The organism is Psychrobacter sp. HII-4 (assembly GCF_904846595.1).
In the GTDB taxonomy this organism is placed as follows: domain Bacteria; phylum Pseudomonadota; class Gammaproteobacteria; order Pseudomonadales; family Moraxellaceae; genus Psychrobacter; species Psychrobacter celer.
Genome location: NZ_CAJHBJ010000070.1, coordinates 1 through 4,361 on the forward strand (window position 1 = coordinate 1; position 4,361 = coordinate 4,361).

At 47.1% G+C, this 4,361-nt stretch carries 3 protein-coding genes and 2 pseudogenes; 2 read left to right on the top strand and 3 right to left on the bottom strand.

The genetic code is table 11. The annotated features are described in order from the left end of the window. Positions 1-113, bottom strand: a pseudogene (locus tag JMX98_RS13480) (RNA-guided endonuclease TnpB family protein); the annotation flags it as partial. 231 nt (positions 114-344) lie between these two features. After that, positions 345-1,094, bottom strand: a complete 750-nt coding sequence (locus JMX98_RS13485) for a hypothetical protein (RefSeq protein WP_201587321.1) — start codon at positions 1,092-1,094, stop codon at positions 345-347. A 226-nt stretch (positions 1,095-1,320) separates the two neighbouring features. Between JMX98_RS13485 and JMX98_RS13490 the strand changes: the two genes are divergently transcribed. Continuing rightward, the gene (locus JMX98_RS13490; RefSeq protein ID WP_201587325.1) at positions 1,321-1,758 is read left to right on the top strand and encodes an HIT family protein; all 438 of its coding nucleotides are present in this window, start codon (positions 1,321-1,323) and stop codon (positions 1,756-1,758) included. A 342-nt stretch (positions 1,759-2,100) separates the two neighbouring features. Then, the gene (locus JMX98_RS13495; protein WP_201587327.1) at positions 2,101-4,146 is read left to right on the top strand and encodes a BCCT family transporter; all 2,046 of its coding nucleotides are present in this window, start codon (positions 2,101-2,103) and stop codon (positions 4,144-4,146) included. Positions 4,147-4,231: 85 nt separating this feature from the next. On the opposite strand, the pseudogene JMX98_RS13500 reads toward JMX98_RS13495, so the two are convergent. Then, a pseudogene (locus tag JMX98_RS13500) lies at positions 4,232-4,361 on the bottom strand (IS256 family transposase); the annotation flags it as partial.

The following is a 4,361-nucleotide window of genomic DNA, read 5'->3' on the forward strand; positions in this document are numbered from 1 at the left end:
AGATGTTTAAAACTTAGCTCATTGACGTAATTCCAGACAAAATTAACTGCACCAGCCAAGATATTGAGCTGAGTGGCGTGTTTGTCTTTGATGCGTAGTTTGAGCGTTTTCATGGATTAATTATGATCTCAATGGGTTTGGGTATCAAGGGGTTCGCCATACTGGGCGACAATGGCTGACGCCTGATATCCACGCCCTAGAAGGACGTGGTTTTATGGCGCTGGATGAAAAAAATATGCCATGATCACGTGGATTCATCGTATCGATAAAATCTTATTTTAATAGCAATGTGCCGTCCTGCAAGCGCATCAATGACAAACCACAAGGCCGCCCAACACGACAATTTATGCTAGGCGCTCTAAGATGGCTTTGTCAAACCAAGGCAGATCGGTTTTATCCGCTTCTAGTCGGGCGATAATCTCTAGAGCGTGAGGCGCTGGCAATAGCTGATACTCAGCGCTGGCAGCGATGGGTAGTATCCGCTCGTTTGCCGCCGTTTGTGAGTCAGCATCCTCTAAAACAGAGGCAAGCGTTTGTTTATCGTTTTTGTAGAGCACATCGACGCGGCCGAAAAACTGCCAGTCTTTTAAGGCGGTGCTCAGCGCATCCACCGCTTCTTTGGTATAGATTTGCTCGGTGTCTTTGCCCGTATTAGTCCAGTGCAGGCGCACTGCTAACTGCAGCGCCTCGCTAAACACCACCAGTGAGCCGATGACCTTGATATGCCAAGGACTGGTGATGAGCGCGGCCTCAATCCCGATGAGCTGCGCGGCCTCACTGGCACTCATCGGCCTATTAAACTGAGCCAGTAGGGCAGGCGTGAGCGGGTTGGCTTGCTTGACGGCATCGTCTAAGCTGTCGTAATGATATAAAAAAGGCAGCGGCAACTCCTGCGTCACTGTTTTTTTGCTGACTTTGCAGTTGTGTATTTGCCAATGAATGCTGCTATCGGTCAGCGCCTCGGCCAAAATCACGCTATTAGGCGGCAGGCTCTGCGCTGGATGCTCAGTACGCGTTTCTGCAGCAGAGCTGGCGGCTAAATGGTCGTTTAGGTTGTCGTTTGATAAAGGCGTCGGCAAGGTGGGCGAATCCATAAATATAGCATCATTAAAGTAGAGGGTTAATATAACATTTAAAGTCTATGAGTCGCCAATAAATTGCTGAGCGAGTCGGCGCATGCAGTCGGTATGGGGGCTTTGATTGACAAGTCAGCAAGCGGCTTGTACTCAGGCGATATTTCGTCCACTATATAACACTTGTTGTGAGCAAAGCTTCCAAAACATTCACTCACCACACTGGCCAATGAATAAAGGAATAACAATGAATCAAAACAATCACGTTCAGTATGACGACAATAACATCTTTGCAAAAATGCTAAAGGGTGAGATTCCATATCATAAGGTTTTTGAAGACGATAAAACCCTTGCCTTTATGGATATCATGCCACAAGCAAAAGGCCACGTACTGGTCATTCCCAAACAAAAAGCAATCGATTTGGCTGATTTGGAGCCAGAATATGCGGCAGCGGTACTGATGACTGCCAAAAAAGTCATGCAAGCGCAGCGTCAGGTGTTTGAGCGCGAAGGTATCATCCAAATGCAGCTAAATGGTTCGCAAGCTGGGCAGACGGTGTTTCATTATCATGTCCATCTGATTCCATCAAGTATTCATGAGCTAGGCCGTCATGCCGTCACCCAAGCGGATCAGGGTGAGTTGGCAAATCTGGCGCAACAGCTTGCCGCAGTTATTGCAGGATAGTATGGCAATTTCAGACAAACAGATATATTTTATATATTAAAGGCGGCTAACAAGCTGCCTTTTTTGTTGCTTGGTAATAGTCATGTAACAACCGTTAAAGTAGTGTTACAAGGACAGAGATTGTCTGGGGTTTTTCAAAAGAGTGTGATAAATATCGTAATGGCTGACTGTTGGTTAAACAGTTTTGTCTTTAAAACCCATTCATCAAACCAGTGCCTAAAGCAGTAGAGTGTCTGAAGTCAAAATGTAGTATCAAACATTTATCAGACAGACATTGTATGCAAAAAATATTTTAATAAGCACGGTTGGTCGGTTTTGTCACTTTTTGAGGATATCACTTTTATGAGTAAATTACCTCGCTCCACTATTTTGTTGCCAGTTTTTGTCCCAGCGGCGGCTATCATGCTGCTATTGGTGATTGGTACTGCTATCAATCCAGAAGCAGCCGGCGAGCTGTTTAGTAACGTCCTGGCGTTTACCACCGAGACGTTCGGCTGGTTTTATATGCTGGCAGTTGCCATATTTTTGATGTTTGTCATCGTGTTGGCGTTTTCGCCTTATGGCAGTATCAAGTTAGGCCCTGACCATGCAGAGGCTGAATATCAGTTTCTCGAATGGTTTGCTATGTTGTTTTCGGCAGGTTACGGCATTGCCTTGCTCTTTTATGGTGTCGCCGAGCCGGTCTTACATTTTGCCAGTCCACCACTCTCAGAGCCGCAGACGATTGAGGCGGCCAAGGAGGCGATGCAGATTGCCTATTTTCATTGGGGGTTTCATATTTGGGCGATATACGGCGTCGTGGGGCTGTCATTGGCGTATTTTTCCTTTCGGCACGGCTTACCGCTGTCGGTGCGCTCAACCCTCTATCCCTTAATCGGTGACAAAATCCATGGGCCTATCGGACATACGGTGGATGTGTTTGCGATTTTGGGTACCATGTTTGGTATCGCCACCAGTTTAGGTCTGTCTGTGGCTCAGATTAATGCAGGCTTAAATTACTTATTACCCGATATGATTCCAGTGAGCACCACCGTACAAGTCATCATCATTGCGCTGGTGACCACCGCAGCACTGGTGTCTGTACTGGCTGGGATGGATAAGGGCGTCAAACGCCTGTCTATCTTAAACATGGTGCTGGCCACGGCTTTGATGCTGTTTGTGTTTGTGGTTGGGCCGTCGATATTTATCCTAAATGCCTTTATGGAAAATACAGGCAGTTATTTGGGCAATATCGTTGAGCGCACCTTTAGTCTACAAGCTTATCAATCGAGTGATTGGATCGGTAGCTGGACGCTATTTATCTTTGCATGGACGATTGCGTGGGCGCCTTTTGTCGGACTATTTATCGCCAAAATCAGTCGCGGCCGTACCATTCGTGAGTTTGTGCTGGGCGTGATGCTTGTCCCAACGCTGTTTACCTTCTTTTGGTTTTCGGTATTTGGGGATACCGCGCTGCATATGATTATGGTCGATGGTTATGAGGCGCTGATCGGCGAGGTACAAAACAACCAAGCCATTGCTTTATTTAAGTTGCTAGAAAACTTACCCTTTACTCAAATTGTCTCGTCATTGACCGTCCTACTGATTATTACTTTTTTTGTGACGTCATCGGACTCAGGGTCATTGGTCATCGACTCGCTCGCCGCTGGTGGTCGTAGTGATACGCCGTGGTGGCAGCGCTCATTTTGGGTAGTTACAGAAGGTGCTGTGGCGGCGGTGCTGCTGATCGCAGGTGGCCTAAGCGCTCTGCAGACAGCGGCTATCGTCAGTGCCTTGCCTTTTGCAGTGATTATCTTAATTTCGACATTTGGTATGTGGCGTGCGCTACGTATCGAGGGGCATCGTAATCAAAGTCTGGCCACTGACAACCATCTACCACCGCATCTGCTCAAACTAGACGCATGGCGTGATCGTATTGATTATATTACCAATCAGCCAACGCGCGAAAAGGTGCTCGGCTATATCAAGGGCACGGTGATGTCATCGATGCAGGAGGTTGCAGAGAAATTTGCCGAGACAGGCTGGTTGCCTGAGGTTAACTATGATGAGGTAAACAATCGAGCGGTACTAGAGCTAAGACGCGGTGATAATGTCGAGTTTTGGTACGAGGTGCGTCTATCAGAGCATGAAGTTCCTGACTATTATACTGAAGATATGGCGGGTAATCTGCCACAAGAGCACCATCACCGTGCCGAGGTCTATCTGCGCCGCGGTGGCCAAACCTATGACTTATATGGTTATCAGCCAGAGTCGGTAATCAACGATATCATTGATCAGTTTGAAAAATATCTGTATTTCGTCAATGTTTCGCCCGATATTTTGCCTTGGCGTATGCAGGAGCATGACGATGATATTACCCTAGAGCAGGGTAGTGTGTTTGATAAGTAAGCGGCGCATTGCCTCTTTGGAAGTCGTATTGGAAGTCATAGCGGCAAAGGATTGGAGACCATCCCGAATTCTGTGTAACTGCGATTTAGATTAAATGTCTGCTGATACGGTCATCGAACATAATCATAAAGCGATTGAGCGCCGCCGTCCAGTTTCGAATCGGCATTGACCACCTTGACGACGCCTGCTGAGTTGCCAAATAAACCACCTTGACG